Source organism: Streptomyces sp. NBC_01304 (assembly GCF_035975855.1).
Classification (GTDB): domain Bacteria; phylum Actinomycetota; class Actinomycetes; order Streptomycetales; family Streptomycetaceae; genus Streptomyces.
In genome coordinates this window covers 10,536,026-10,562,363 of sequence record NZ_CP109055.1, presented here as the reverse complement: position 1 = coordinate 10,562,363, position 26,338 = coordinate 10,536,026, and the positions used below count along the sequence as shown (strand labels likewise).

20 protein-coding genes are annotated in these 26,338 nt (G+C 68.3%); 6 read left to right on the top strand and 14 right to left on the bottom strand.

Going from position 1 to position 26,338, the window contains the following annotated elements; translation table 11 throughout:
- The first annotated feature begins 72 nt into the window (after positions 1-72).
- Complete coding sequence (locus OG430_RS47090; protein ID WP_327358889.1) at positions 73-1,158, top strand: ScyD/ScyE family protein; 1,086 nt, start codon at positions 73-75, stop codon at positions 1,156-1,158.
- A 150-nt stretch (positions 1,159-1,308) separates the two neighbouring features.
- Positions 1,309-2,844, top strand: a complete 1,536-nt coding sequence (locus tag OG430_RS47085; protein ID WP_327358888.1) for an alpha/beta hydrolase — start codon at positions 1,309-1,311, stop codon at positions 2,842-2,844.
- 7 nt (positions 2,845-2,851) lie between these two features.
- Here OG430_RS47085 and OG430_RS47080 read toward each other — a convergent pair whose 3' ends face one another.
- Positions 2,852-3,259 carry a hypothetical protein gene (locus OG430_RS47080; protein WP_327358886.1) on the bottom strand — a complete coding sequence of 136 codons (408 nt, stop codon included), beginning with the start codon at positions 3,257-3,259 and terminating at the stop codon, positions 2,852-2,854.
- Positions 3,260-3,430: 171 nt separating this feature from the next.
- On the opposite strand from OG430_RS47080, the gene sigJ reads away from it, so the two are divergent.
- Positions 3,431-4,411, top strand: a complete 981-nt coding sequence (sigJ, locus tag OG430_RS47075) for an RNA polymerase sigma factor SigJ (protein WP_327358885.1) — start codon at positions 3,431-3,433, stop codon at positions 4,409-4,411.
- Positions 4,412-4,526: 115 nt separating this feature from the next.
- Here the strand turns inward: sigJ and OG430_RS47070 are convergent, their stop codons facing one another.
- The 4 genes from OG430_RS47070 to OG430_RS47055 all read right to left on the bottom strand — a co-directional run bounded on the left by OG430_RS47070 (position 4,527) and on the right by OG430_RS47055 (position 6,981).
- The gene (locus tag OG430_RS47070) at positions 4,527-5,567 is read right to left on the bottom strand and encodes a vWA domain-containing protein (RefSeq protein ID WP_327358884.1); all 1,041 of its coding nucleotides are present in this window, start codon (positions 5,565-5,567) and stop codon (positions 4,527-4,529) included.
- Positions 5,568-5,679: 112 nt separating this feature from the next.
- The gene (locus OG430_RS47065; RefSeq protein ID WP_327358883.1) at positions 5,680-6,156 is read right to left on the bottom strand and encodes a hypothetical protein; all 477 of its coding nucleotides are present in this window, start codon (positions 6,154-6,156) and stop codon (positions 5,680-5,682) included.
- 13 nt (positions 6,157-6,169) lie between these two features.
- Complete coding sequence (locus OG430_RS47060) at positions 6,170-6,538, bottom strand: ArsR/SmtB family transcription factor (protein ID WP_327358882.1); 369 nt, start codon at positions 6,536-6,538, stop codon at positions 6,170-6,172.
- Positions 6,535-6,981, bottom strand: coding sequence for an SRPBCC domain-containing protein (locus OG430_RS47055; protein WP_327358881.1), 447 nt, complete (start codon positions 6,979-6,981; stop codon positions 6,535-6,537). Before OG430_RS47055 ends, OG430_RS47060 begins: the two co-directional genes overlap by 4 nt.
- Positions 6,982-7,329: 348 nt before the next feature.
- On the opposite strand from OG430_RS47055, the gene OG430_RS47050 reads away from it, so the two are divergent.
- A complete protein-coding gene (locus tag OG430_RS47050; RefSeq protein ID WP_327358880.1) occupies positions 7,330-7,758 on the top strand; it encodes an SRPBCC family protein in 429 nt (142 codons plus the stop codon).
- A gap of 51 nt (positions 7,759-7,809) precedes the next feature.
- Here the strand turns inward: OG430_RS47050 and pdxR are convergent, their stop codons facing one another.
- Complete coding sequence (gene pdxR / locus OG430_RS47045) at positions 7,810-9,183, bottom strand: MocR-like pyridoxine biosynthesis transcription factor PdxR (protein WP_442816775.1); 1,374 nt, start codon at positions 9,181-9,183, stop codon at positions 7,810-7,812.
- Between the two features lie 274 nt (positions 9,184-9,457).
- On the opposite strand from pdxR, the gene OG430_RS47040 reads away from it, so the two are divergent.
- Entirely contained in the window at positions 9,458-9,883 is a 426-nt protein-coding gene (locus OG430_RS47040; protein WP_442816774.1) for a carboxymuconolactone decarboxylase family protein, read from the top strand.
- A gap of 70 nt (positions 9,884-9,953) precedes the next feature.
- On the opposite strand, the gene OG430_RS47035 is transcribed toward OG430_RS47040, so the two are convergent.
- Positions 9,954-10,340: a VOC family protein gene (locus tag OG430_RS47035; RefSeq protein ID WP_327358878.1), complete on the bottom strand. Its 387-nt coding sequence runs from the start codon at positions 10,338-10,340 to the stop codon at positions 9,954-9,956.
- A gap of 86 nt (positions 10,341-10,426) precedes the next feature.
- Positions 10,427-10,630, bottom strand: coding sequence for a hypothetical protein (locus OG430_RS47030; RefSeq protein ID WP_327358877.1), 204 nt, complete (start codon positions 10,628-10,630; stop codon positions 10,427-10,429).
- A gap of 130 nt (positions 10,631-10,760) precedes the next feature.
- Here OG430_RS47030 and OG430_RS47025 point away from each other — a divergent pair, with 130 nt between their 5' ends.
- Positions 10,761-11,414 (top strand): TetR/AcrR family transcriptional regulator, encoded by a 654-nt coding sequence (locus OG430_RS47025; protein WP_327358876.1) that lies wholly within the window; start codon positions 10,761-10,763, stop codon positions 11,412-11,414.
- A gap of 66 nt (positions 11,415-11,480) precedes the next feature.
- Here OG430_RS47025 and OG430_RS47020 read toward each other — a convergent pair whose 3' ends face one another.
- From OG430_RS47020 to OG430_RS46995, 6 genes are all read right to left on the bottom strand, one after another.
- Positions 11,481-12,029 carry a hypothetical protein gene (locus OG430_RS47020; RefSeq protein ID WP_327358875.1) on the bottom strand — a complete coding sequence of 183 codons (549 nt, stop codon included), beginning with the start codon at positions 12,027-12,029 and terminating at the stop codon, positions 11,481-11,483.
- Between the two features lie 138 nt (positions 12,030-12,167).
- Positions 12,168-13,040: a helix-turn-helix domain-containing protein gene (locus OG430_RS47015; protein WP_327358874.1), complete on the bottom strand. Its 873-nt coding sequence runs from the start codon at positions 13,038-13,040 to the stop codon at positions 12,168-12,170.
- A gap of 231 nt (positions 13,041-13,271) precedes the next feature.
- Positions 13,272-14,513, bottom strand: coding sequence for a cytochrome P450 (locus tag OG430_RS47010; protein WP_327358873.1), 1,242 nt, complete (start codon positions 14,511-14,513; stop codon positions 13,272-13,274).
- Between the two features lie 29 nt (positions 14,514-14,542).
- Positions 14,543-15,883, bottom strand: a complete 1,341-nt coding sequence (locus OG430_RS47005; RefSeq protein ID WP_327358872.1) for an aminotransferase-like domain-containing protein — start codon at positions 15,881-15,883, stop codon at positions 14,543-14,545.
- Between the two features lie 38 nt (positions 15,884-15,921).
- Complete coding sequence (locus OG430_RS47000; protein WP_327358871.1) at positions 15,922-17,205, bottom strand: MFS transporter; 1,284 nt, start codon at positions 17,203-17,205, stop codon at positions 15,922-15,924.
- 75 nt (positions 17,206-17,280) lie between these two features.
- Positions 17,281-26,172: a non-ribosomal peptide synthetase gene (locus tag OG430_RS46995; protein ID WP_327358870.1), complete on the bottom strand. Its 8,892-nt coding sequence runs from the start codon at positions 26,170-26,172 to the stop codon at positions 17,281-17,283.
- Between the last annotated feature and the right edge of the window lie 166 nt (positions 26,173-26,338).

The window sequence follows — 26,338 nt, the reverse complement described above, 5'->3', positions numbered from 1 at the left end:
CGGTGATCCTGGGGTGAACCGCGGCAATTTCATGCCCAGCCTCTGGACGAGCTCGCCTTGGAAGGACTCCACGTGATCACTCGAACCAGGATGGCACCGGCCGTTGGCGCCGCGCTCATCCTCACCCTGTTCACCCCCGCGGGCGCCGAGGCGGACCAGGGCCCGACCACGGTTGCGACCGGCCTCGACAACCCGCATGGCCTGGCCTTCTCGGCGGACGGGTCGTTGTACGTCGCCGAGGGGGGCGTCGGTGGTGCCGGGCCGTGCTTCCCCGGCGCGCAGGCCGATTTGGAGTGCTTCGGTACGTCGGGGGCCATCACCAAGATCAGCGGTGGCAGCCAGCGGCGCGTGGTGACGGGGCTTCCGTCGATCGCCGCACCTGACGGTGCGCGGGCCATCGGCCCGTCCGACGTGACGGTGGTCGGCGGCGTCCCGATGTTCACCGCCGGACTGGCCGTCGCGCCCGCCAAACGCGACACCCTGCCGGCCGCGGGCCGCAACATCGGATGGCTCCTTGCATCCGTGGAAGGTCGCGTGACGCGGGTCGCCGACATCGCCGGACACGCGGCCAAGACCGATCCGGACGGCGGCAATCCGAACTCCGTGACGTTCACGGAGAACGGCGCGGCCGTCGTCGATGCGGCGGGCAACACGCTCGTCCGCGTCGCGCCGAGGGGCCGTGTCTCCACCGTGGCCAAGTTCCCGAGCCAGGAGGTCGACGCCCCGCCGTCCACGGGGACGCCGCCGGGCACCAAGATCACCTCGCAGGCCGTGCCCACCGCGGTCGTCGCAGGCCCGGACGGCGCGTACTACGTCAGCCAGCTCACCGGGTTCCCGTTCCCGGTCGGCAAGGCCGGTGTGTTCCGCGTGGTGCCCGGGCAGGAGCCGACCGTCGTGGCCACCGGCTTCAGCACCGTCATCGACCTCGCCTTCGACCGCGACGGCTCGCTCTACGTCCTCGAACTGGCCCACAACGGCATGCTTTCCGGCGACCCGTCCGGTGCGCTGATCAAGGTCAAGCGCGACGGCACGCACCAGATCGTCACCACCGACCTGACCGGCCCCGGCGGCTTGGCGATACGGGACGGTGCCGCGTACGTCACCGACTGCGGCGTATGCGCCGGGACCGGCACCGTGGTGCGCATCCCGCTGCCCTGACCACTCGTAGCCCTGTCCGAAGCGTGCTGCCCGTCGGGTTCTCCGCCTCTGGCGGACAGCACGCTTCGGAATCTTTTCGGGGTCGACCCTGATCGTTCTCAGGGCTTTCCCGGAGTGCGCCGAGGTATCCGCCGAACCTAGCGTGCGGGCATGTCAACTTCCCTGCGCATCAAGGCCTTTGCCGCCTGCGCGGCGGTGCTAGCCGTCGCCGCGACGACCACTGCTACCGCTACGGCCTCCGGCGACCCGGATCCGTTCGCCCGCTTCCACGGCCAGCGCGTCGACTGGCACGCCTGCGCCCTCGGCGCCGACGACGAACTCGGCCGGAAGCTGGATGCCGCCGGCGCCGACTGCGCCGACATCACCGTGCCGCTCGACTACGCCGACCCCGGCGGTCGCACCCTCACCGTCGCCATATCCCGCCTGCAGGCCACCGACACCGCCCACCGCGTCGGCCCGCTGCTGCTCAACGACGGCGGACCGGCCGGCCCCAGCCTCCACATGCCGCTGACCAAGTCGGAGGTGATGGGAGAGGTCGCCGGCCGCTACGACCTGATCGGCATGGACCCGCGCTTCGTCGGCCGGAGCACCCCGCTGGACTGCGGCTGGGACCTCGGCTCCGCACCCCTTCGCTCGGCGGGCGCCGACCTGGCGGCGTACCGCGAGGAGGTCGCCGTCGCGCGCGAGCTGGCCGGGCGGTGCGAGCGCGCCCACGGCGACGTACTGCCGTACGTCACCACCCGCAACACCGCCCGCGACATGGACGTCATCCGCGCCGCCCTCGGCGAGGACGCCCTCTCCTACCTCGGCTACTCGTACGGCAGTTACCTCGGCGAGGTCTATACGCAGCTCTTCCCGGGCCGCACCGACCGCATGGTGCTCGACGGCGTCAACTCCCCGGAGCGCTACAACCACACCCTGCTGCGCGGCGCCGAGGCGGCCAACGAGGCGGCCCTGCGCGCGTGGGCGTCGTGGGCCGCCGCGCGGCACGGCACGTATGGGCTGGGTGCAACGCGCGCCGAGGTCCTGGCTACGGTGGAGCACATCCTCGGTGCCGCCGAGGAGGAGCCGCTGCGGATCGGGGAGGCGTACCGGCTGGACGAGCATGTGCTCCCCTTCTTCTTCATCGGCGGCCTCGGGAGCGACCTCGACGAGCGGCGTGCCGAACTGGCCGGGACCGTACGCCTCTTGGCGCGTGCTGCGGACAGGGAGCCGGTCGAGCCGCCCGAAGAGCTCGCCGGGCAACTGGAGTTCCTGCTGACCGGGGCGGGTTCGGCCGCCGCCAGCCAGATGACCGCGATCGTGTGCGGCGATGTGGCCGAGCGGCGCGGCGTCGGGAGCTATTGGCGCGCGGTCGAGGAATCCCGCGAGCGCTCTCCCCTGGTCGGGCCGGTGGCCAACAACATCACGCCTTGTGAGTTCTGGGACCGGCCCGCCGAGGCACCGAGCGTGCTCGACAACGACGTCCCGGCCCTGCTCGTCGCCGCCACGGGCGACCCCCGCACCCTCTACGCCGGCGCCGAGGCCGTGCGCGCACAGTGGCCGAGTTCCCGGCTGCTCACCGTGCGGGGTGCCCGACAGCACGGCCTGTACGGCGAGTACGGCAACGCCTGCGTCGACAAGAGGGTGAACGACTACCTGCGCACCGGGCGGCTACCCGCGCACGACCTGAGCTGCGAGGCGTAGGCATTGGTCACTGCGGCCGGCGGCCGGAGCGCTGCGACAAGCCGGCGGACACGGCTTGGCCCAGCGCCAGCATGCTGAGGCCGAACATGAGGATGCCCAGCGGCACATGGAGCGACGACACGTGCGCGACGCCGAGGACCACCTGGACCGAGGCGAGTACGAGGAAGCCGGACGCGTACAGGATCGGGCGGGGCGGGCCGCCGCCCGGCCGCCAGGCGAGGATCGCGGCGAGTACGTACAGCATCGACGCGCCGTACATCACCTTGGAGCCGGCGTCGTGCAGTGCATAGCCCCGGGACGAGGAGAGCAGGAGTCCTGCGGTGACGGCCTGGAAGAAGAGAGCCAGGGTCTGCAGGGCGATCGCGACCTGCACGAACGTGAATCTGCCGGGAACTGCCGTCGTCGGTGTGGCCATGATGTGGTCCCCTGTCCTGCCTCGCGGCGAAGATCGGTACGGTCTCGATGGCTTGACGACATGGGCCCGCGAAATGTGAGGTGCCGCGCCGATCGCACCGTCCGGTGCGGTGCTTCGCCCGGGGAAGCAGGTGCGGAGCGAACAAGAAGGACCAGGGGGGCGATCGCGAAGATGAGCACGGTGTCCGAGTCGGTGGAGGATCGGTCCGAGCCCGGCGCCGGCGCGGTCGTCGCAGAGCGGCGGCGCCTCATCAATCTCGCCTATCGGCTGCTCGGTTCGCCGGCCGAGGCCGAGGATGCCGTCCAGGAGACGTACGCCCGCTGGTACGCGCTGTCGGAGCCGCAGCGGGAGGCGATCGCTTCGCCCGGTGCCTGGTTCACGACCGTGGCCGGGCGTATCTGCCTGGACGTGCTCGGCTCCGCGCGACTGCGGCGCGAGCGCTACGTCGGCGCGTGGATACCCGAGCCGCTGCCCGATCGTGCGCAGTGGACCGACGGACACGCGACCGACGGCAGCGGCGGGCCGGCCGACCCCGCCGACCTGATCACCCTGGACGAGTCGGTGAACATGGCCTTCCTCGTAGTGCTGGAGACGATGACACCGGCGGAACGTGTGGCGTTCGTCCTGCACGACGTCTTCCGGTACCCCTTTGCTGAGATCGCCTCGATCGTCGGTCGGACGCCTGCCGCCTGTCGTCAACTGGCCACCTCCGCCCGCCGGCGCATCGGAGCCGCACGAGCCCTTACGGCTGCGACGGCCGGGCAGGCCGATCTGGTGCGCGACTTCAAGGAAGCGTGGGAGGCGAAGGACATCAAGAGCCTTGTCGGCCTCCTCGACCCCGACGCCACGATGACCGCCGACGGTGGTGGACTGGCCGGCGCCGTCCTGCGCCCCGTGGAGGGCAGCGAGCGCATCGCCCAGTACCTGATCCATATCGCCGACAAGGCCCCCGGTCTGACCCTTCTCGAGCGAACGGTCAACGGCCGGCCGGGACTTGTCGCCCAGCACACCGGCGTCACCGTGACCGTGGCGGCGTTCGGCCTCGCCGACGGCCGCATCGCCCATATCTGGGCGGTACGCAATCCGGAGAAGCTCCGTCCGTGGACCGAACGCGGACGGGCGGACGGAGCCGACCCGGCGGCGCGCGTCTGAACACGCGGCGCTCGCACGACAGCGGGGCCACGTCGGGAGCCCCGCCGGTCCGACCGGCGGGGCTGATCAAGCGATTCCGATCAGGCGGTTCTGCATAGGCGGTTCCGATTGGGCGTCAGACCATGAACAGCAGGCGTGTGTTCGGTATCAGCTTGCGGTTCACGCTGGTGCTCTGCACAAAGATGGTGAAGTCGTCGTTGTGGTCCGGCTTGACGCGCACTTCCTGGTCCGGAAGGCCGAGCAGGGCGCGGGCCTCCGGCCCCGTGTACACCCGGTCCGTCTTCTTCTCCAGTACCGCGATCTGCTTGCGCGCCTGGACTTTCTCCGACTTGCTCAGCTGATAGAACGCACAACCTGTGCGGAAAGTGTGTCCGCATTCGACGACCCAATTCCGGATCGTCGCTTCGCGGGACACCGCGAGCAACTCATAAGCCGTCGGATCGGCCGGGGTGAGGCCGGCCGCCTTTATCGTCTCCTTGTTGACCGCCTCGGCACCGGCGGAAAACACCGCCCGGGATCCCCTGATGCCCTTGGTGCGGCCGACCATGAATTTCTCGGTTGCCTCCTGGATGACCTGCCCGGCCTCCTCCAGGCCCTGTGTGCTCGTGGCATCCCAGATGGCGATGTTGTCCTTCGGGAAGCCGCACTGCATGGCCTCGCGCTTGCCCATCTGGTCCGGCACCAGGACGGCCAGCGTCCAGTTGTCCTGCTGCGTCTCGGTCAACTGGGCCACGGCCTGCACCAGTTCACCCGTATTCCTGGCCGGGGCGTCCGGGCAGCGATGGCTCGCGTTCTCCTGGCCGTCGGTCAGCACGAACGTCAGGAAGCTGTGGTCTCCGTAGAGTTGGGCCGTCTGCGCCAGCTCCCGCTGCGACTTGAGCGTGGCCGCCAGCAGCGCCGTCATTCCACCGACCCGGTACAGCTGCTTCAGGGACGGCATGCGCAGCACGTCCTTGTCGTAGATGACGCACTCCACCTTGTCCGCGAAGACATAAACCGTGACGCGGGTTTCCTGGTCCAGTTCCTGCGAGCGGCGGGCCAGATAGGCAATCTGCTGGTCGGCGACATCGACGACCTTGCCGCTCAGGTGCGACATGGACGAACTGGCATCCAGGACAAGCGCAACGTGATTGATGTAATTCTGGTTTCCGGACATGAGTGCTCCCCCTCTTCCGACTTGATGCCTCCATCTTCCCATCCACCACTGACAATTGATCTTGGAGTCGAGGGGCCCGACATCAGTGGTCGGTGAGTGCGCTGTCCGGGTCTCAGCTCGGAACGACGACGCGGAGGTCGAGGAGCTGTTGGGTATGCACCGGGACGTGGTTCTCGGCGAGGCCGTCGATGAGGCTCGCGAGCGGGATCGGCTGGTCCAGGACAAGTGCGTCGTTGGACATCAGGAACGCCGGCACCAAAGTCGAGGCGGCCGTCTCGTGGAGCTGGTCGGCGACACCGCACAGAACGGCGGCCTGGCTCCGCACGTGCTCGATGAGGTGCGCCCTGCCCGAGTGCTCGGCGATGATCCGGTCGAGGTTCCAGGCGTCGAGGCAGATGCGGTTGTCGAAGGTGGGGCGCGCGCCTGAGACGACGCCGAGTGCGACCGATGCGGTTGCGGCATCCACGCTGAGGACATGGGCCAGGATCTGATCGGCGTTCCATCCGCCGTCGTCGGGGTCGCCGAGGCCAGGGAGGGCCGCCGCGTCGAGCAGCCTGTCGTAGGCGCTGCGGAGTGCTGTCGTGTCCATGGCCTTCTGCCTTTCAGTCGGATCGAGTTGAGCGCGCATCCCGCTCGGCTGCCTCGGCAATGCGTTTGATGTTGGCCAGGCGCCGGTCCCAGTCGGTCGCGAGTGCGGCCATCCACCGCGCCGTCGCGTCCAGTGCCGCGGGGCGCACCCTGTACCGCACTTCGCGGCCGACCCGGCCGGCGGACACCAGGCCGGCTGCGTCCAGGACGCCCAGGTGTTTCACCACTGCCTGACGGGAGACAGGAAGCGGCTGGGCGAGTGTGGTCGCAGTGGCCTCGCCCTGCGCGGCGAGCAGTTCCAGCAGTCGCCGTCGCATCGGGTCGGCCAGAGCGGTCAGGACGCTGTCGACCGCCTCGCCGGATTCGCGATACTCGTCCGTCACGGTGCCGGCTGTTCGGCGCGGCTCTTGAGCGCGTCAAGCTCCAGGGGCCAGCCGCCCGTGTGGTCCTTCAGGTTCTGGCTGCGCAGTTCGTCCGACCCGGCCAGTGCCGCGAACCCGCTCTCCACGACCCGCAACCGCGTCTGCGCGCCTTCCTGGGTCAACGTGAACTCCACCAGGGTGCTGTTGTCCTCACGCAGCTCTTCGCCCGGGAAGGCGCTGGTCCAGCGGTATGCCAGATATGCGGGCGGCTCGACCTTCTCCACGCGCACCGGGAAGTCACCGTGCTCTGCGTTCTTCGCCACCATCACCTCCCCCTCTATGGCCATGGTGCCCGGCAGGCTCGCCTTGTCGGCCACCCAGAAGCCGGGCTGGGCCACGAGCGACCAGACCCGCTCCAATGGCGCCTCAATCAGGGTTTCGCGCTCGATCCGGTCCTCATTCATCAGGAGCTCCTTCGTTGCCACCATGCGATGCAACTCAAGAGTTGCACATGCATTACCCGGGTGCAACCCTGGGGTTGCACCTGCGTTGGGCGGTGCATCACAAGCCGCCTGCGCATGCCCTGGTCGCGCGAGCTCCCCGACTCAACACTTCGACCGGCAGCCACACTCTCGTCGCCGAAATCAGGCACCGGTCGGGTCGCTCGGGACCCACGGACCGCCCCGCATCCGCCATCGCGGCGTGTGACCCAGATCACTCACCCCCTGTCGATGAACTTCCGCTCCCGCGCACGTCAACCCTTCGACAGCAACGGCCACTTGGGCCACCACAACGCGGAAGAGGTTCCTGACATGAGCGAGAACACCCACACCACCGGCTTCCCCTACACCGTCTCCCGCACCATGAACGCCCCGGTCGCCCGCGCCTGGCAGGCCTACACGACTGCGGCGGAGTGGCCGGCCTGGTTCGGTGCGGCCGAGGGCAGCGTGGAGATCGACGTACGGGCGGGTGGCGCCTGGAAGTCCACGCTCCTCGGGCCGGAAGGCGGGGAGTTCCCGCTCACGGGCACCTTCCTGGAGGTCGAGGAGGGGCGCCGGATCGTCCTCACCATGGACGTGCCGGGCGCGCCCGCCGAGGTCATGGCCATCACCTTCGAGGAGGACGGGGACGGCGTGAAGGTCACCATCGATCAGACCAACTCGACCGCGGAAGCACGCGAGCAGGCCAAGGAGGGCAGCACGATGATCCTTGCCGGCCTGGCCGCACACATCGAAGCGTGAGCGAGCAGGCGACCGAACAGGCCCTTCAGCAAGGTCCGTTGCCCGGTGGGGTCAGGATCGGCGCGGGCGTCGGCGGGGAGCGGTCGGCTCGGGGTGTTCGTCCTGTGGCGGATCGGGCAGGGCGAGGCACAGGGCGTCCAGGGCCGCTGTGAAGGCGTGCTCCGGTGGGGTGCCGTAGCCGATGACCAAGCCGTCGCGGGGCGGCAAGGTGCTGTGCGGATGCCGGAACGGGTGCAGGCCTTCCAGGGCCAGGCCCTGACGGCGGGCCGCACGCAGGGCCGCCTGCTCGGTGCCTTCCGGGAGTTCGAGTACCGCGTGCAGGCCCGCGGCGATTCCGGTGACCGCGATGTGCGGGGCACGCTCGGCGAGGGTCGCGGTCAAGTGGTCGCGGCGGCGCCGGTAGATCTTGCGCATGCGGCGCAAGTGGCGGTCGTAGGCACCGCAGTTGATGAAGTCGGCGAGGGTCAGCTGGTCCACCACGCCGGTCCACATTTCGCGCTCGCCCTTGGCCTCGGCGACGCGGTCGGCGAGATGGCCGGGCAGCACCATCCAGCCGAGGCGCAGGGCCGGGGAGAGGCTCTTGCTGGTGGAGCCGAGGTAGGCGACGCGGTCGGGATCCAGGCCCTGAACCGCGCCGACCGGTTCGCGGTCGTAGCGGAACTCGCCGTCGTAGTCGTCCTCGAGGAGCAGTCCTCCGGTGGCGCGGGCCCAGTCGATGACGGCGGTGCGGCGTTCGGGGTGCAGGGGGCCGCCGGTGGGGAATTGGTGGGCCGGGGTCAGCAGCACCGAGTCGGCGCCGGTGGCGGTGAGTTCGTCGGTACGGGCGCCGTGGGCGTCGACGGTCAGCGGGACGGTATCGAGGCCTGCGCCGGCGATCAGGGAGCGGTGGAAGGCGAGGCCGTACGACTCCACGGCCATGGGTCCTTGCAGGACTTGGCAGAGCAGGCGCAGGGCGTGGGCGTATCCGGCACAGATGATGATGCGGTCCGGGTCGGTGCGTACGCCGCGGGCGCGGGCCAGGTACTCAGTGAGGGCGTGGCGCAGCTCCCGCCTGCCGCGGGAGTCTCCGACGCCGAAGGCATCGTTCGGGGCGGCGGCCAGGGCGCGGCGGGCGGAGGCCGCCCAGTCGGCGCGGGGGAAGGCCGCGGCGTCCGGGGAGGTGGGCATCAGGTCGTGGGTGACGCGGTGGCGGGTGGGGCGGGCCGGGCCGCGGGACTGGCCGGGATCGAGGGGGGTGGCGCGGCGGGCGACACGGGTGCCCGAGCCCTGGCGGGCGGTGAGCCAGCCTTCCTCGACGAGTTCGGCGTACGCACCCGCGACCGTATTGCGGGCGATGGCCAGGTCGTTGGCGAGGGTGCGGTACGGAGGCAGTCGGGTGTCGGGGGCGAGGCGGCCTGAGCGGATGGCTTCGCGCAGTGCGCGCATCAGGCGGGCCTTGCTGCTGCCGGGTCCGGCGAGGTCCAGGTGGAGGTCGGCGCCTGTGCCGGACTGGTCGCCGGTGGTCGTCGACGGGGTGTCGGTGTTGCTCGCCGCACTGCTCGACGTGTCGGCTTGGTTCGGCACATCGCCGCCTGCACCTCTGCCTGCCCCTGCCCCTGCGGAAGAATTGACCCCTGTTTCTGCCATGGGAATGCACCCTACCTGGGGGCTTTTACTCCCTAGGGTTTGAGGCATGACAACTTTTCAGGTGCCCGAGCGCATGAACTTCTCCCAGGTCTCCCCGAAGGTCTTCCGGGCCGTCCTGGCCCTGGACGCGGCCGCCCGTGACGGCCTCGACCCGGTCCTCGTCGAGTTGGTCAACATCCGCACCTCGCAGGTCAACTCCTGTGCGTACTGCATCGATTACCACACGGGCGATGCCCGCCGGGCAGGCGAGAGCGAGGCCCGGATCTACCAGCTCAGCGCCTGGCACGAGTCGAGTCTCTACACCCCCAAGGAGCGGGCGGCGCTGGCGCTGACCGAGGCCGTCACCCTCCTGCCCCAGGGCGTATCGGACGACGTCTACGCCGAGGCGGAGAAGCACTTCGACGAGAAGGAACTGGCCCAGCTGATCGCCCTGATCTTCACGGTCAACGCCTGGAACCGGATGAACACCACCACACGCAAGACCCCCGGCACCGAGTGACCAGAGCTGCGGCGGGGGCCTCCGCCCGGCCACTCCCCCGGCCCCCGCCCGAAGGCGGGGGCCAAGCGGGTCAGGCGGCGGGCGTGGTCCACTCGACGAACTGGATGATCACTCCGTTGGGGTCGGTGATCTGGAACAGGCGCTCGCCCCAGGGTTCCTCGCGCAGCGCCATGGTGATCTCGACTCCGGCGTCGCGCAGCCGCTTCTCCTCGTCATCGAGACCGCCTTCAAGGGTGAAGGCCAGGATCAGGCCACTGGCCTGCTGGTCACGCTGCTCGGGCGGCAGGACCTCGGTGCCGCGGGCCAGCAGCACGATGTCGACCGCGTCGCTGCGGGTGAGGGACGCGAAGCCGTCGGCATCGGCCTGGGTGGTGTAGCCCAGGTGGTCGGTGAGGAACGCCTGAGAGGCGGCGACATCGGCGACGGTGAGCGAGACGGTGGACGCGGCGATCTTCAAGTAGGTCTCCCTGTGAGTGGTGAGCTCTGTTTGGCGAGTGGCGAGTGGACGGTTGCGCGTGCGCGGGCCGAGAGGCGCTTGCGCGGTCAATAGCCGCGGCGGCGGGGGATGTTGCGGGAGATCCGGGGTTCGCGCCGTCCCGACTTGGACCGGTCGTTCGCGAGGTGGCGAAGGTCGACGCCTCGGCGCCGGGCCGGGCGCGGAGCGCGGCCGGCAGCGCCGGTGCCGGTCGGGGGTTCGGCGTGGTCGGTCGAGCGGGCGGAGGCCGTGGTGCGGTCAAGGTCGGGCATGCACTCTCCTCGTCGGTCCGTCGTCGTCATGTCGCTTCATTCCGTCGTCGTATTTTTACGACGGACGTAAACTTAGACCAGGAGTAGCGCGACTGTCAACGTAAAAATGCCATGAGGGTAAGATTCCCTCATGGCTACCGACACTGCAACGCCCCCGCAACCCTCCGGCCTGCGGGAATCCAAGAAACAGGAGACCCGGCAGCTCATCTCCGACCAGGCCACGCGGCTGTTCATCGCCCAGGGCTTCGAGCGGACCACCATCGCCGAGATCGCCATCGCCTCCCGGATCGCGAAGAAGACGGTCACCAACTACTTCGCCCGCAAGGAGGACTTGGCCCTGGACCACCAGGAGGCGTTCGCCGCCTCCCTGGCCGAGGCCGTCGCCGCCCGCCGCCCCGGCGAATCGGCCCTCGCCGTGCTGCGCCGCGCCTTCCAGGACGCCGCCGCGGCCCAGAACCCGGTCGCCGGGTTCGCCGGACCGGACTTCGCCCGCATGATCGCCGACAGCCCGACCCTGACCGCCTGCCTGCGCGGGCTGCACGACCAGCGCGAGCACCGCCTCGCCGAGGCCCTCGCCGAGGCCACCGGAGCCGAATCCGGCGACATCACCGTCCAGACCGCCGCTGGACTGCTGGCCACCGTCCACCGCGTACTGTTCCAGCGCATCCAGGACCTCACGCTGGCGGGCCGCCCGGGCGACGAGATCGCCCGCACCATCACCGCCGACGCCGCCGAGGCCTTCGGCCTGCTCGAGCCCGCCCTCGCCGACTACGCCACCGCCTGAACCACCAACAGGTCGGGGCCGCACGCGAATGCGTACGGCCCCGACCTGCCCCCCGAACCCCCGACGCTAGGACGCGACGCGCTCCCCGGAAGGCTCGGCCACCACGACCTGGATGTGCGCCGGGGCGTACTTGCGCGCCTTGGTCACCATCGTGCCCAGCTCGAACTTGTGCCGCTGGACCGACACATACAGCGGGGCCGACATGGCCGGGTGCTGCGGCTGGACCTGCGCGCCGGCCGGCAGCATCGCGCCGGGCCGCAACCGCGCCCCGATCAGGGCCTGTTCACTTCCTTGGGGGGTTGCGACCACGAACTGGGTGACGCCGTTCCACGGCAGGATCACATTGCCGACCCGCACCCCGGCGGCGTCGAACTGGAACAGGATGCGTCGGGAGTCGAACCACTGCGAGATGAACGGGATCGCGGCGACGATCACCACGCCGCCCTTCATGTCGAGCGCCCACCCCAGCAGCACGGCCAGAGCCACCACTCCGATGATCGCGCCCCACAGGCCCGCCAGGTCCTGGCCCGAGAACGGACGCGTGACCTTGTAGCGCTCCCAGCGCCCGCGACGGCGCGCGGGCCGGGCGCCCGCAGTGGAATTCGGGTACGACATCGTGGATTCCCCCTGACTCGACACTGTTGAACCCGGGCGTCGGGCCAAGGCGCCGCCACTGCCCGTACGTCCAAGATCACTGCCGGGGACGATAGCGACGCGCCCACCACCTGGCTTGGATAAATTTCACCTCGCCGCTCAGTGCGCGAGGGCTCCCTCCGCCACCCGTGCACCCGCCACGCGCCCAGGGGTGGTCCCGGCAAGCGCGCGGAACTCGCGGTTGAGGTGGGCCTGGTCGTAGAAGCCGCAGGCGGCCGACACCTCGACGGGGTCCACTCCCCCGCACGTCAACAGCCCCACGGCCCGGTGGAATCGCAGCACCCGCGCGGACATCTTGGGCGTCAGGCCGACCTGTTCGGTGAACCGGCGCACCAGATGGCCCTGGCTCCAGCCCACCTCGGCAGCGACCCGGGCGATCGGGACCGCCCCGCCCGCGCCCGACAGCAGCCGCCATGCCTGGCTCACCTCGGGCGCCGGCACCGGACCCCGCTCGAACCGGGCCGACAACGCGACATCCAGCAGGTCGAACCGGGACGCCCAGTCGGGGGCGGCCGCGAGCCGCTCCACCAACTCACCCGCGCCCGGACCCAGCACATCGGCCAGCTCGACCACCCGGTTGGCCAACTCGCTCATCGGCACCGCGAACAGCCGGTACGCGCCGAGCGGCGTCAGCTCCAGGCGGATCGCCATCTGACCGCCGGGGTGGACCAGTTCCCTGGGCCCGTCCTCCAAGCCCCCGGCCAGCGACCCGACCACACCACCGGAGGGGCCCTCCCGGCCCGGGCGGAGGACCTGGGTGAACGGCTCCGCCAGGTTGATCACCACGACGGCCCGGCCCGTCGGAACCAGCCGGACCCGGTACGGCGAGATCGCCGTGTCCCAATAACCGGCGTAACTCACCACATACGGCCGCCAGGACACCGGCCAGGGCCGTGTCGCCCGCCACCGGTCGCCCAGACAAGTCGCCTCGACCCCACGGCGGATGACACCGCTGCCCCCGGTACCCCACACGACCGTCTCCCCTCCCGCGGCGCGCGGAGCACCGTCGCCGACCAGCGGACCCGGTCCGGCCCGCTGGGCAACAATAGGGAATCAGCCCGAACGTGTCGGGGCGGCACTGTCACGTTGTTGTGGACGGTTGATGCTGAGGGTGCGTCGGGGCGTGAATTCTTGCTCGGTCGGTCTTGGTCAGGCGGGGACGGGGCAGCCGGTGACCTCGTGACGACCGGAGCGGCAACCCCACTATTCCGCAGCGACTCGGCTGGGGCTCAGGGAGACCGGCAGGCTGCTGTATCCGCGGAGGAACGTCGAGTAGAGCGCCTTGGGGTCACCCGTGAGCTCGATCTGATCGACCCTGCTCATGAGGATCTTCAGTACGGCAGTGATTTCGGCTCGCCCGAGGTATGACCCGAAGCAGAAGTGGGGCCCGTAGCCGAAGCCCAGGTGCTTGTTGGGAGTCCTTGCCAGGTCAAAACGGTGCGGGTCCGAGAAGACGCTTTCATCGCGGTTCGCGGAAGTGCTCCAGAGGATGACGTGGTCACCTTCGCGGATCGTCTGGCCGCCGATGGTGACTTCGGCTGTCGCGGTACGACCGATGTGCATCGCCGGCGTGGTCCAGCGCACGATCTCCTCGACCGCGCTCGCCATCGAAACACGCCCTTCCTTCAACGCCAGCCACTGATCGGGGTGCTGGGAGAAGGCGAGTACGGCGCCGACCATGGCCAGGCGGCTGGTGTGATCTCCCGCGAGGATGAACCCGTAGCAGTTGAGGACCACTTCGTCGTCGGTCATCGGCTCACCGTTGATCCGGCAGGTGGCCATGGCGCTGATCAAGTCGTCCTGCGGATCTTCGCGGCGGGCCTCGATGATCTCCTGGCAATAGATGAGGAGTTCGTTGCGAGAGAGCCAGACGTCCTCCTCGGTCTGCCCCTCGTCGTCCGCGCTGACCGCCTCCCGACTCAGGTCGAGCACGTACTTGTGATCCTCCGACGGAAAGCCAAGCAGGTCACAGATCATCCCCATGGGGATGACCTCCGCGACCTCCTTGGCGAAGTCGAAGGTCCCTGCACCGACGGCGGGGCCGAGGGCACGGTCGACCCTCTGTTGCAGTTTGTCCGTCACTTCTTGGCGGATCCGGGGACTGAACGCCTTCAGCAGGATCGTCCGCATGGCGTTGTGGCGCGGTGCATCGGTGAGCGCCAGGATCTTGCCGGCCGCCGGGTCCCCTCCGGGCTTGTGCAGCGAGGACATCATGTTCCCGGGCTGCGAGCTGAATCGCTCGGCGTCCTGCAGAACGGCCATGGCGTCCGAGTACCGGGACACCGCCCAGAATTCGGACCCGCGGTCCGTGGTCGGATGCAGGTATACGGGCTGCTCGGCTCGCACACGCTGCCAGAAATCTTCCATGTCAGTACGCAGGAAGGTGTTCGGGTCCGTCAGGTCCACGCTGTTGAGATCGTCAGCGAATATGCCCTTGTTCGGCATGGAAATCTCCTGGCCTTCAGAATAGGTGACTACTGCGTAGATTTTTCCTTGCCGGAAAGGTCGGCGATCAGCATCGCCAGGCGATCCAGTCCTGCTTCAATCTCAGCCGGCGACACCACGCTCACCGAAAGGCGTAGCTGGTTCTCGCCGCCACGGCCGTCGTAGAAGTGACTCATGGGCGTCCACAGAACGCCGTACTTACTGGCCCCATATTCCAGTGCGGCGTCATCGGCAATGAACGGAACATTGACTACCGCGAAGAATCCACCGCCGGGCGCATTCCATGAGACCTGGTGGTTCTCGCCTCGCGGAAACCGTCGCTCCAGCCCCTCCAGCAGTAGTCGCAGATTTCGGCTGTAGAGCTGCGTTTCTCGCACATTTGCCTTGACCAGACTGCAGTCATGCTCCAGCAGCTTGCCCCCCGCTACGGCCTGGGCCACGGGCGAGGTGTTCACGGTGAGCATGCTTTTGATCTTGGACAGTTCGTCCGCGAAAAGCGTCAAATCTCCCTCCGCACGGGCCACGCGCTGATTCGCGACGACAAAGCCGATCCTGGCTCCGGGGAAACAGGTCTTTGCGAGCGAGCCGAGATAGATCACCCGCCGCGACGTGTCGAGGGCCTTGAGTGTGGGCAAGCGCTGACCGTCTCCGGCCTGGAACAAACCGTATGGATTGTCCTCAAGAATCAGCAGATCGTGCTCGGCCGCGATGGCAAGCAATTTCTGCCTGGCCTCCAGGCCGATGCTCGCGCCGGAGGGGTTGGCGAAGTCCGGGACGAGATAGAAGGCCCGCGGCCGCTTCCCCGCGGCGCGCACCGCCTCGATCTGCTCGACCAGGTGGTCGAGGTCAATGCCGTCCTCGTTCTCCCGCACCGGCCAGAGGGGCATGTCCACCAGCCTCGCGGCACCGGTCAGTCCGACGTAGCACGGCGAGGCCGTCAGCAGGACGTCACGCTCGTCCGTGCGAAGCGCCCGGAGCACCAGGAACATCGCCTCCTGACAGCCGACCGTGACGACGATCGACTCCGGGTCGACGTCGATGCCCTCGTCGCAGGCGAGATGCCGGGCTAGCAGCTCGTGGATGATGCCCTTGGTCCGGCCGTACTGGAACAGGGTGCGGCGTACGAGTTCTGTGTCCGCACCCTTCTCGGCGGCCAGGTAGTCGCAGAAGATCTGCAGATATCGGGGAAGATCGTCGACGTCGAAGAAGTCTTCGCTGGGCCGGCCGGCGGCGAGCGAAATGGCCTCCGGGAATCGGCCGGCCACCTCGTTCAAGAAGTTCATGGAGGCGAGCGCCGGATCCCGGAGCGATGAATGCAGTCGATCCGTGCTCAGGTCGGCGGCCAGGAGTGCCGCTCCACTGTCGTTCATGCAACCTCGCTTGCCTAGGAGAAACAGCGACCCCGCGACTACTTCGACGCGTCCTGGTTCGACGGCGTGACGGAAGCTTCTTCCGTCGCTTCTCGAATGGAGCGGTTGCTCAGGGCGGGCAGGCTGACCAGGGCCACCAGGACCATCAGGAGGCCGCCCATGATGAACGGCGTCCGCAGAGTGAACTCACTCGCGAGGTAGCCGCCGAGAACACCTCCGAACGGTGCACCCACGAGCGAGATCAACCGGCTGGCAGAGAGCACTCGTCCACGAATTTCCGGCGGTGCGAGACGCTGCCGCAGTGCTCCGACGACGACGATATTGACACTCATCGAGAATCCGACGATGGCCATCATTCCGCCGGCGACCCAGGGGTTCTCGGTCAGGCCGAGTCCGACGACCGCCAGTCCTTCGACGATCAGGCCGAGGAATCGCATGCTGCCCACTTGGAGCTTCTTGGAGATCGAAGAGGCCACAAAACTGCCGACGAAGGCACCGACCGCGGTCGAGCTCAGCAGCAGGCCGTAGCCGATCTCACCGAGGCCGAGTTGGTCCTTGGCCAGCAGGACCAGCAGCGCCATTTTGGCGGTGAGGACGAGATTGCCGACGGCTGCGGTGGCGGACAGCGCTCGTAGTACTCGATGCTTCAGCAGCCAGCGCAGCCCTTCGGCGACCTCGGCGCGCAGGCTTCTGCGGGTCGGCTCGGCGGTCGGGGCGTTCCCGAAGTCACCCTTCAGGGAACCGACGAAGAATGCGCTGATCAAGAAGGAGATCGCGTTCCCCAGAAACGGCAGAGAGTGTGACAGGGAGAAGAGCACACCGCCGAGCGAGGGTCCTGCGAGCTGTTCGCCATTGATCTGAGCCGCGGAGATCCGGCCGTTGGCCCGAATGAGCGCTTGTTCCCCGGAGGCGACCACCGGCAAGACGGCCTGCGCGGAGATGTCGAAGAAGATATCTCCGCAGCCCAGCGCGAATCCCGCCACTATCAGCAGGAAGATGCTTGCGTGATCGGTCAGTACGGCGACCGTGAGCAGGGCGATGACGACGAACCGGACGAGGTCCGCACGGAGCATCACCTTTCTCCGGTCCCACCGGTCCACCAGCGCTCCGGCCGGCAGGCCGAACAGGAACCATGGCAAGGTTCCGATGGCGCCGACCGCACCAATGAGCAAGGGATCACTGGTGAGTTGGACCGCCAGCAGGGGCAGCGCAGCCAGCTGAACACCATCGCCCAAGGACGAGGCGATCATGGCCACCCATACCTTGTTGAAGTTGCTGCCCAATTGCGGCTGGGTCGCCTTCTCTTCGCTGGTGACTGTCAACGGTTCTCCTGGAAATGGATTGTTGGATTGCTGCCGTGAGACAGAGAGAGCACCCCGGACGGGGGAAGGGAAGAGTCACCCCTTGCTCTGTTTTCCCGCGCCACCGGCCAACCTTGCAGCCAGTGTCTGTCCTATTTCGGACAGCGGGCGGGACTCGGTCATCGCCCCGTGCACGCAATCGATGGCGTGTACTTCAACGCGTCCACTCGTATGCGGAGACCAGACGTCGGGGGCGAGTTCACTGCCCTCCTTGTCCGCAGTCGCGGCAAAGAAGAGTATGTCGCCCATGAAGTTGCCGACATTGATGTGATCGCTCAAGTTGGCGATGTCCACGAAGACTTTGACGAGGGCCGAGTGCTCATCCACGCCAAGCCCGGCGAGAGGACTTTCAGGCGATGTCGGGTCATGTCCGATGGATTCGGCGATGGCACTCAGTACCTCCGGGCTGTCGTACGACAACCGCTCGCTCTCCCAGCCGTCAGTGGGCAGGTAACTGTCCATCATGGCGAGCAGAGCGACTTCCTCGCCTTCCTCCTGCAGGCGGACGGCGACGGCGTGCGCCACGATGCCCCCGAAGGACCAGCCCAGGAGGGAGTAGGGACCGGAAGGCTGAACTGTTCGGATCTCGTTCAGGTAGTCCTCGACCATCTCCTCCAGCCCGGGCGCCGCGGCGTCCGGTTCGCTGAACCTGCGGGCCTGAAGGCCGTAAAGCGGCTGCTGACGGTCCAGATGACGCAGGAGGCCGGAGTACGCCCAACTGAGCCCGATCGCCGGATGGATGCAGAACAGCGGGTCGAGCTCCCCTTCGGTGCGCAGAGGGAGCAGGACTCCCAGCGAGTCCCCGGAATTGCTTCCCGGCGTCTGGTCCAACTGCCGGACGAGGGTGGCGATGGTGGGGGCCTCGAAGAGGGTGCGTACCGGAAGTTCGACGTTCAGGGTCGAGCGGATGCGGCTGGCCAGGCGGATGGCGAGGGTGGAGTGGCCGCCGAGCACGAAGAAGTTGTCGTCGATGCCGACCGTGGGCACGTTCAGGACCTCGGCGAACAGGCCGCACAGGATCTCCTCCCGTGGGTTCCGCGGGCCGCGTCCGGTACCGGCCGTCGCCGGCAGGTCGGGGGCGGGCAGAGCCCGTTGGTCGACCTTGTTGTTGGCGGTCAGCGGGAGCTGGTCGAGGACCACGAACGCGGAGGGAACCATGTACTCCGGCAGCAGACCCGCCGCGTGCTCGCGCAGAGCCTCCATGTCCAGGGTTTCGTTGTCGGGCTCGGCAACCACGTAGCCGACCAGGCGTTTGTCGCCGGGCTGGTCCTCGCGGGCCATGACCGCGACCTGGGTGAGCCCCGGGAAGCGGCTCAACACCGCTTCGACCTCACCGAGTTCGATGCGGAAGCCGCGGATCTTCACCTGGCTGTCGGCTCGGCCGACGAATTCCAGCAGGCCCTTGTCGGACCAGCGGGCCAGGTCGCCGGTGCGGTACATGCGGCTGCTGGCCGGTCCGAACGGATCGGCCACGAACCGCTCCGCCGTCAGATCCGCACGCCCGAAATACCCCCGCGCCAAGCCCGCACCCGCCAGATACAACTCCCCGGCTACACCTGCCGGAACCAGCCGCAGATTGCCGTCCAAGATGTAGGCGCGCATGCCGTCCAGCGGACGCCCGACCGGCACCGGCGCCGGCACCTCGTCAGCAGCCCGCCACGGGGACTGAGTGGCGAACAGGGTGGTCTCGGTCGGACCGTAGGCGCAGCGCACCACCGTGTCCGGGCAGTGCTCAAGAACCCGGCGTACCGCGGTCGGGGATATCAGGTCACCGCCGGTGATCACCTCTCGTACGTTCGCGAAGCAACCCGGGTCCTCCTCGGCCATCACCCGGAACAAGCCCGCGGTGATGTCCAGACCAGTGATCTCCTCCTCCACGATCAGCTGGGCCAGTTCGGCGACCCCCAACTCGCCCTCCGGTGTGATGACGGTGCGCCCACCGTGCAACAGCGGCACCCAGAAGGCGTACGTCGAGGGGTCGAAGGCGTACGAGGCCAGCAGCAGCACCCGCTCATGCGCACCCGCCCCGAACATGCCGTCCACGACCAGATCAAGGATGTCGCGATGGGTGACCGCCACACCCTTCGGACGACCCGTCGAACCCGACGTATACATCACGTACGCGAGTTGCTCCGGACGGCTCTCCACCCCGGGGTCTCCGACCGGGAACCCGGCCAGCTCCTCGTCCTCGTCGACCGCCACCACCACAGGAGCAACAGGCAGACCACGCTCACGCATCACCCGGTCGGTCAGCAGGACCGGCGCGGACGTCTCATCCACGATCCACTGCATGCGCTCCAACGGATAACCACTGTGCAGCGGCAGGTAGAACGCCCCGGCCTTGAGCACTGCGAGCAGGGCGACGGCCAGGTCCACCGAACGTTCCATCAGCACCGCAACCGGTGCCTCCGGACCCACCCCCAAATCCAGCAGCCGGTGCGCCAGTTGATTCGCCCGCTCATCCAACTCCCGGTACGTCAACTCCCGCCCGGCACACCGCACCGCCACCGCACCCGGCGAACGCAACACCTGAGCCGCGAAGCCCGCCGGCACCGAACCAGCCTCGAGCTGCTCGCCGGGCTCCGCGCCGGCCCACGACTCCAACAACTGCACGCGCTCTGTCTCCGACAGGATCTCCGCTTCCCAGATCCGGCGGTCGGGAGTGGTGCTGAGCTCTGTCAGCAGCCGCACCAGCTGGGCCACCATCCGTTCGGCAGTGCCCTTCTCGAAGACGTCGGTGTTGTACTCCAGCATTCCGTCGAACCCGGCCGGACGGTTGTCGGCCTCGTAGTGCTCGCTGAGGATGAAGCCGAGGTCGAACTTGGCCGTGCGAGTGCTGAACACCCCCTCGGCCTCCGTCACCACGCCGGGCAACGAGAACTCGTATCCACCGGTGTTCTGCAGGACCACCATGACCTGGAAGAGCGGATGCCAGGACAGTGAGCGAGGCGGGTTGACGGCCTCGACCACGCGCTCGAACGGCACGTCCTGGTGCATGTAGGCGGTCAGGGCGGTCTTGCGGACCTGCTCCAGGAGTTCCAGGAAGGTCGGGTCCCCCGAGGTGTCGGTCCGCAGCACCAGCGTGTTGAGGAAGACACCGACCAGATCGTCGAGGGCCTCGTCGGTGCGTCCTGCGCTCGGGGTGCCGATCGGGATGTCCGACCCCGCGCCCAACCGGCTCAGCAGGGTGGCGACAGCGGCCTGGAGCACCATGAACACCGTGGTGTTCGTGTCCCGGGCCAGGTCGACGAGCGTGCGGTGCAGCTCGGGGCCGATCCGGACCGGAACCATGTCGCCGCGGTAGCTGGCCACCTGCGGCCGGGGGTGGTCGAAAGGCAGCTCAAGACGGTCCGGACTGCCCTTCAACTCTTCTTTCCAGTACGTCAGTTGCTTGCTCACCAGGGAGTCGGGGTCGTCTTCCGCGCCGAGGAGCTGTCGCTGCCACAGGGTGTAGTCGGCGTACTGCACCGGGAGCGCGGACCACGTCGGGGCGCGGCCCTCGAGCCGGGCGCGGAACGCGGTCTCCAGATCGCGTCCGAGCGGCCCCATCGAGGCGCCGTCGCTCGCGATGTGATGCGTGAGCAGCAGCAGTACATGCTCCTTCGCGCTGACGGTGAACAGCGTTGCTCGCAGTGGCAGTTCGGCGGACAGGTCGAAGACATACTGCCCGGCCGTCCGCAGCGTCGCATCGATTTGATCTGCACCACAGCTGACGTGGTGCAGCTTCAGGTCGAAGGCGTCCGCTGCCAGCACTGTCTGCGCCGGGGTTCCGTCGATCTCCCGGAAGACCGTCCGCAGGCTCTCGTGGCGTACCACTACATCATTCAGTGCCTGTTCGAGGACACCCGCGTCCAGGTCTCCGGTGGTCCGGAATGCCACCGGGACGTTGTAGGTGGCACTCGCCTCTTCCAGCTTGTTCAGGAACCACAGGCGGTTCTGTGCGGGTGACAGCGGAATCAGCTCCGGCCGCTCCGTCACCGTCAACGCGGGCCTGGCCGAACCTGACTCCGCCTCCGCGACCCGACCCGTCAACGCCGCGACTGTGGGAGCCTCGAACAAGGTCCGCACCGGCAACTCGACACCCAGGATCGACCTGATCCGGCTGACCACGCGGGTGGCGAGCAGAGAATGCCCGCCGAGCTCGAAGAAGCTGTCGTCGATTCCGACCGAGGGCAGGCCCAGAATCTCGGCGAACAGCCCGCACAGGACCTCCTCCTGCGGAGTCCGCGCGCCACGTCCGCCCGTCTCCGCCTCGTACACCGGAGCCGGCAGAGCTCGCCGGTCCAGCTTGCCGTTCGTGGTCAACGGCAGGCAGTCAAGAATGACGAATGCGGACGGAATCATGAACTCCGGCAGCAGCCCGCCCACATGGGCACGCAAGGCGTCCGCGTCCGCCTCCTCGCTCCCGGTTCCAGCGACCGCATAGGCCACCAGACGCTTGTCTCCCGGCTCGTCCTCGCGCACCACGACCACGACCTGCGACACGGCCGGGTGACGACCCAACACCGCCTCGATCTCGCCCAGTTCGATGCGGAAACCGCGGATCTTCACCTGGTCGTCGACCCGGCCGACGAACTCGAGCTGGCCGTCGCCTCGCCACCGCATCAGGTCACCGGTGCGGTACATGCGGCTTCCGGCCGGGCCGAAGGGATCGGCCACGAACCGCTCCGCCGTCAGTCCCGGGCGACGCAGATACCCGCGGGCCACGCCCGAGCCGGCGATGTACAACTCCCCCGGCACCCCTCGCGGCACCAGCCGCAGCCGCTCGTCCAGAACGTACGCTCGGGTGCCCCTGACCGGGGCTCCGATGGAGGTGGACGCGGACCCGTCGGTGCCGGACAGCGGCTCGCTGGCCGTCGCCGAGATCGTCGTCTCGGTGGGCCCGTAGAGGTTCAGCATCCGCCGCCCGTCGGCCCAGCGCGCGGTCAGTGCCGGGGGGCACGCCTCGCCGCCGACACTCAGCACGCGCAGGGCGGGGAAGTGCCGCGCCGGGAGGGTGGCGAGCACGCTGGGCGGCATGTCGGAGCAGGAGATCCGGCGCTGCTCCAGATAGTCGCCGAGGGCGTCCCCGACGAGGGGTCCGGGTGCGGGGACGACGAGGGTCGCGCCGAAGCAGAACGCCCTGAGGAAGTCCTCGAGGGCCATGTCGAAGCTGATCGAGGCCAACTGCAGGACACGGTCGTCCGGTTGGACCTGGTACTTCTCCGCCAGTGTGGCGGCCAGCGCGCAGATGCCGCGGTGGGTGACGGCCACGCCCTTGGGCTTGCCGGTGGAGCCCGATGTGTAGACGGTGTACGCCAGGCCGTCGGGCCGGGGCTGAGCGGTCCGCTCGGCATCCGTGGGATTGGCGCCGTCGAGTCCGGCCAGGGCCTCGAGGTCGTCGAGGAGCAGGGTGGCGGGGCCGTCCTGCGGGAGCCGCCCGGCCGCCTCGCGGCTGGTGAGCACGCGGACCGGGGCGGCGTCCTCAAGCATGAAAGCGATGCGGTCCGCCGGGTACTCCGGGTCGATCGGAAGGAAGGCGGCACCGGCCTTCAGGATGCCCAGCAGTGCCGCCACCATCTCCACCGACCGGGGCACCGCCAGCGCCACCAGTTGCTCGGGGCCGATGCCCTGGCGGATCAGCCAGCGGGCCACTTGGTTGGCCCGCGTGTTCAGCTCGGCATAGGTGAGTGCGGTGCCTTCGTGCTCGAGCGCCGGTGCGTCGGGGCGGAGCTCTGCATGCTGCTGGAACCGGTCGACGAAGAACCAGTGCTCGGGGGCCGGACCCCCTGTTCCCTCGGCGAGCAGCTCGCTCTGCTCTGTCGGGGAGAGCACTTCGGCGGTGCTGATCGGCAGGTCGGGGCGCTCGGCGACGGCCGCAAGGAGCAGTCGGAGGCCCTCGATGAAGCTCTCCGCGGTGCTCACACCGGACAGGTCGGTTCGGTACTCCAGGAAGCCGTCGAGTCCCGCGGGTTCCCCGGCGTCGTCTGTGACCTCGTAGAAGTTGAACGTGAGATCGAAGCTGGTCACGTCTTTGGTGAGGTCTTCGGCGACGGCCGACAGACCGGGCAGTTCGAAGGCGGGGGCCTCGTTGCTGTGCATCACCAGCATGACCTGGAACAGGGGGTTGTGCGCCAGTGATCGCTGGGGGTTGATCGCCTCCACGAGGCGTTCGAACGGTACGTCCTGGTGCGAGTACGCGGCCAGGTCGGTCTCCCGGGTCCGGGCGAGCAGTTCCCGGAACGTCGGGTCGCCCGACGTGTCGTTCCGCAGGACCAGGGTATTGACGAAGAAACCGACCAGGTCGTCCAGTGCCTCGTCGGTACGTCCCGCGACCGGAGTTCCCAGCGGAATGTCCGAGCCCGCACCCAGCCGGCTCAGCAACGTGGCGAGAGCGGCCTGGAGCACCATGAACAACGTGGTGTTCGTCTCCTGGGCCAGACCGACCAACGCACCGTGCAACTCGGCATCGAACCTGATCGGAACGGTGTCACCGCAGTAGCTGGCCACCTTCGGCCGGGGGCGGTCGAAAGGCAGCTCAAGCTGGTCGGGGATGCCGTCCAGGGTGTTGGTCCAGAAGTCCAGCTGCCTGCTCACCACGGAACCGGGGTCGTCCTCCGCACCGAGGATCTCACGCTGCCACAACGTGAAGTCGGCGTACTGCACGGGCAACGGCGACCAGGTCGGCGCCGTGCCCGCACACCGTGCGGCGTAGGCAAGGCTGATGTCACGGGCCAGCGGGGCCAACGACCAGCCGTCGCTTGCGATGTGATGCTGTATCAGGAGCAGGACGTGGTGGTCCGGGCCGGTGGTGAACAGCCGGGCTCGCAGCGGAAGATCGACAGTGACGTCGAAGGCGGTGTTGCCGGCTGCTCGAAGCGCCTCGTCCAGGTCCGCTGCCTCGACCTCCACCACAGGCAGCTCAGGGCGGACCTGGTCGGGCTCCAGAATGAGCTGCTGAGGCTCCCCGTCGACCTCCGGGAACACCGTCCGCAGCGTCTCGTGCCGGCCGATCACATCGACGATCGCCGCTTCCAGGGCTGCTCGATCGAGATCCCCTGAAAGTCGTACGGCGAGCGGCAGGACGTAAGTGGCGCTCGTCTTCTCCAGGTTGTTGAGGAACCAGAGGCGGTTCTGTGCGGGGGACAGCGGGATCCGTGCCGGGCGCTCCAGCGCGGTCAGTGCGGGCCCGGCCGAGCTCGCTTCCGCGATCCGGTCGGTGAGGGTGGCGACGGTGGGGGCCTCGAAGAGGGTGCGTACCGGAAGTTCGATGCCGAGGGTCGACCGGATGCGGCTGACCAGGCGGGTCGCGCGAATGGAGTGGCCGCCGAGTACGAAGAAGTTGTTGTCGATGCCGACCATGGGCACGCGCAGGACCTCGGCGAACAGCCCGCACAGGATCTCCTCCCGCGGTGTTCGCGGACCGCGTCCGGCTCCGGCTGTCCTCGACATGTCCGGGGCGGGCAGGGCCCGTCGGTCCAGTTTGCCGTTGGTGGTCAGCGGGAGCTGGTCGAGGACCATGAACGCGGTGGGGACCATGTACTCCGGCAGCAGACCCGCCGCGTGCTCGCGCAGAGCCTCGGTGTCCACTGTCTCGGTGCCGGCCTGGGCGACCACGTAGCCCACGAGTTGTTTGTCGCCGGGCTGGTCCTCGCGGGCTATGACCGCGACCTGGGCGAGCCCCGGGAAGCGGCCCAACACCGCCTCGATCTCGGCGAGTTCGACGCGGAACCCGCGGATTTTCACCTGGTCGTCGACCCGGCCTACGAACTCCAGCAGCCCTTCGTCGGACCGACGGGCCAGGTCGCCGGTGCGGTACATACGGCTGCCGGCCGGCCCGAACGGATCGGCCACGAACCGCTCCGCCGTCAGATCCGCACGCCCGAAATACCCCCGCGCCAACCCCGCACCCGCCAGATACAACTCCCCGTCCACGCCTGCCGGAACCAGCGACAAGGTCTCATCGAGAACATAGGCGCGCATGCCGTCCAGCGGACGCCCGACCGGCACCGGCGCCGGCACCTCGTCAGCAGCCCGCCACGGGGACTGAGTGGCGAACAACGTGGTCTCGGTCGGACCGTACGTCGACCTCACGACGGTGTTCGGGCAGTGCTCAAGGACCCGGCGTACCGCGGTCGGGGAGATCACGTCACCACCGGTGATCACCTCCCGTACGCCGGCGAAGCAGCCCGGGTCCTCCTCGGCCATCACCCGGAACAGACCCGCCGTCACCTGAAGCCCGGTGATCCTCTCCTCGGCGATCAACCGGGCCAGCGCCGCCACACTCAGATCACCGTCCGGCGTGATGACGGTGCGCCCGCCGTGGAGCAGCGGCACCCACAGTTCGTACGTCGAGGGATCGAACGCATACGGAGCCACCATCAGCACCCGCTCATGCGCCCCCGCCCCGAACATGCCGTCCACGACCAGGTCGAGGATGTCGCGGTGCGTGACCGCAACACCCTTGGGACGACCCGTCGAACCCGACGTGTACATCACGTACGCCAGCTGCTCCGGACGGCTCTCCACACCCGGATCCCCCATGGGGAACCCGGCCAGCTCCTCACGCTCGTCGACCGCCACCACCACAGGAGCAACAGGCAGACCACGCTCACGCATCACCCGGTCGGTCAGCAGTACCGGCGCGGACGTCTCATCCACGATCCACTGCATGCGCTCCAACGGATAACCACTGTGCAACGGCAGATAAAACGCCCCCGACTTCAGCACCGCCAGCAGGGCAACGACCAGGTCCACCGAACGTTCCATCAGCACCGCAACCGGCGCCTCCGGACCCACCCCCAAACCCACCAACCGATGGGCGAGTTGATTCGCCCGCTCATCCAACTCCCGGTACGTCAACTCCCGCCCGGCACACCGCACCGCCACCGCACCCGGAGAACGCAACAGCTGAGCCGCAAAAGCCGCCGGCACCGATTCGCCAACCATCGCCGAATTCGACTCAAATGACCGATCGTCGACGAAATCGGCAGCACCTGCAGCATGCATTGCGGATCACCCTCTTTCGGTGTTGAGAACGCGCGATGTTCAGCTGGGCCAAAGATGCTGACGATCGTTGCGGAATGAAGAGCCCCGGATAGCGCGTGGTCGTATC

Excerpts from the sequence above, each read along its gene's own strand:
- OG430_RS47010 (WP_327358873.1), bottom strand. The coding sequence starts at position 14,513 with ATGCCGAACAAGGGCATATTCGCTGACGATCTCAACAGCGTGGACCTG.
- OG430_RS47025 (WP_327358876.1), top strand. The coding sequence starts at position 10,761 with ATGGCTACCGACACTGCAACGCCCCCGCAACCCTCCGGCCTGCGGGAA.
- OG430_RS47040 (WP_442816774.1), top strand. The coding sequence starts at position 9,458 with ATGAACTTCTCCCAGGTCTCCCCGAAGGTCTTCCGGGCCGTCCTGGCC.
- OG430_RS47085 (WP_327358888.1), top strand. The coding sequence starts at position 1,309 with ATGTCAACTTCCCTGCGCATCAAGGCCTTTGCCGCCTGCGCGGCGGTG.
- OG430_RS47070 (WP_327358884.1), bottom strand. The coding sequence starts at position 5,567 with ATGTCCGGAAACCAGAATTACATCAATCACGTTGCGCTTGTCCTGGAT.
- OG430_RS47080 (WP_327358886.1), bottom strand. The coding sequence starts at position 3,259 with ATGGCCACACCGACGACGGCAGTTCCCGGCAGATTCACGTTCGTGCAG.
- sigJ (WP_327358885.1), top strand. The coding sequence starts at position 3,431 with ATGAGCACGGTGTCCGAGTCGGTGGAGGATCGGTCCGAGCCCGGCGCC.
- OG430_RS47005 (WP_327358872.1), bottom strand. The coding sequence starts at position 15,883 with ATGAACGACAGTGGAGCGGCACTCCTGGCCGCCGACCTGAGCACGGAT.
- OG430_RS47065 (WP_327358883.1), bottom strand. The coding sequence starts at position 6,156 with ATGGACACGACAGCACTCCGCAGCGCCTACGACAGGCTGCTCGACGCG.
- OG430_RS47055 (WP_327358881.1), bottom strand. The coding sequence starts at position 6,981 with ATGAATGAGGACCGGATCGAGCGCGAAACCCTGATTGAGGCGCCATTG.
- OG430_RS47030 (WP_327358877.1), bottom strand. The coding sequence starts at position 10,630 with ATGCCCGACCTTGACCGCACCACGGCCTCCGCCCGCTCGACCGACCAC.
- pdxR (WP_442816775.1), bottom strand. The coding sequence starts at position 9,183 with ATGCGCGCACTGCGCGAAGCCATCCGCTCAGGCCGCCTCGCCCCCGAC.
- OG430_RS47050 (WP_327358880.1), top strand. The coding sequence starts at position 7,330 with ATGAGCGAGAACACCCACACCACCGGCTTCCCCTACACCGTCTCCCGC.
- OG430_RS47020 (WP_327358875.1), bottom strand. The coding sequence starts at position 12,029 with ATGTCGTACCCGAATTCCACTGCGGGCGCCCGGCCCGCGCGCCGTCGC.
- OG430_RS46995 (WP_327358870.1), bottom strand. The coding sequence starts at position 26,172 with ATGGTTGGCGAATCGGTGCCGGCGGCTTTTGCGGCTCAGCTGTTGCGT.